Origin of the sequence: Halorubrum sp. AD140, from assembly GCF_034497445.1 — an archaeon.
GTDB lineage: Archaea > Halobacteriota > Halobacteria > Halobacteriales > Haloferacaceae > Halorubrum.
The window spans coordinates 1-1,090 of record NZ_JAXRUU010000309.1 but is presented as its reverse complement, the minus strand read 5'-3'; the positions used below and the strand labels follow the sequence as shown (position 1 = coordinate 1,090).

Genomic DNA, 1,090 nt, shown 5'->3' with positions numbered 1-1,090 from the left:
GGCGGTGTTCAGATAAGGATTGAAAGGTGAGGCGGTGCGTTTTCAAAGTGATCTATGCCCGAAAACGACCGCCTCAGAGGCTGTTTAGACAAGATCAACTTAGAGTTTGTGGAGCGAGAAGCAACACCGAAGTTGTTGATGAAGCTCAGTATTCAGCTTCATTTGGCTGGATTATCGCTTTCGAATACTGTCTCGTTTCTTGAGGTATTTGGTGTTGATCGGGTTCGATCGACCGTTCACAACTGGGTTCATAAAGCTGACCTACAGCCAGAATCGGGTCAGAATCCGAATCACGTTGCGGTTGACGAGACTGTGATTCAGCTCAACGATGAACAGTATTGGCTGTACGCAGCTGTCGATCCTCAATCAAACGATTTGCTACATACAACGCTTGAACCGACGAGAAACAATATGATCGCAGATCAGTTCTTCGCAGAACTCCGCGAGAAACACGACGTAGATGACGCGATCTTTCTCGTTGATGGTGCGGATCCACTTCAGCGAGCCTGTCGCAAACACGGCCTCGATTTCAGATACGAACGACATGGAAATCGGAACAGCGTCGAACGTGTCTTTCGTGAGGTCAAACGCAGAACTACCAGTTTCTCAAACTGTTTCAGCAACGCCAACGCAGAAACAGCAAACGAGTGGCTCAGATCGTTCGCCTTCGCATGGAATCAGCTTATCTGAACACCACCGACACAAGGGCCCACAGCTACTTGTATGATCGGCTCAGCGGTCGTTTTGGGGCGTAATACCGTGGTTCTGGTAATATGTTCGGTCGCGACGAGTCTCCCTGACGCGCCGGCAAACGAGGAGCCGCTCCCGCGAGCGAACTGGCCGGGTACTCGAACGCTGGCCGTCGGGCTTCCCCGGCGGACCGCGGGCGCGAGTCGCCGTGGCACGTAGCCGCGAGCCGGTTCGGAAGGGCCTTTTAACCCGCCCGTCGAACGGACGGTATGTTCAGGCAGTTCCGGTCGGAGGTCGAGGCGGCGCTCGCGGACGCGCTCGCCGACCTGGACCTCCCGACCGACGACCTCGGCATCGAACGCCCGCCCGACGACATGGACGCGACGCTCGCCTCCAGCGT

At 55.5% G+C, this 1,090-nt stretch carries 1 protein-coding gene; it reads left to right on the top strand.

Going from position 1 to position 1,090, the window contains the following annotated elements:
• Positions 1–54 precede the first annotated feature (54 nt).
• Positions 55–690, top strand: a complete 636-nt coding sequence (locus tag U4E84_RS18425; protein ID WP_322533505.1) for an IS6 family transposase — start codon at positions 55–57, stop codon at positions 688–690.
• Positions 691–1,090 lie beyond the last annotated feature (400 nt).

Bases quoted from the DNA above. Each gene is read 5' to 3' on its own strand.
- U4E84_RS18425 (WP_322533505.1), top strand. From the start codon at position 55: ATGCCCGAAAACGACCGCCTCAGAGGCTGTTTAGACAAGATCAACTTA.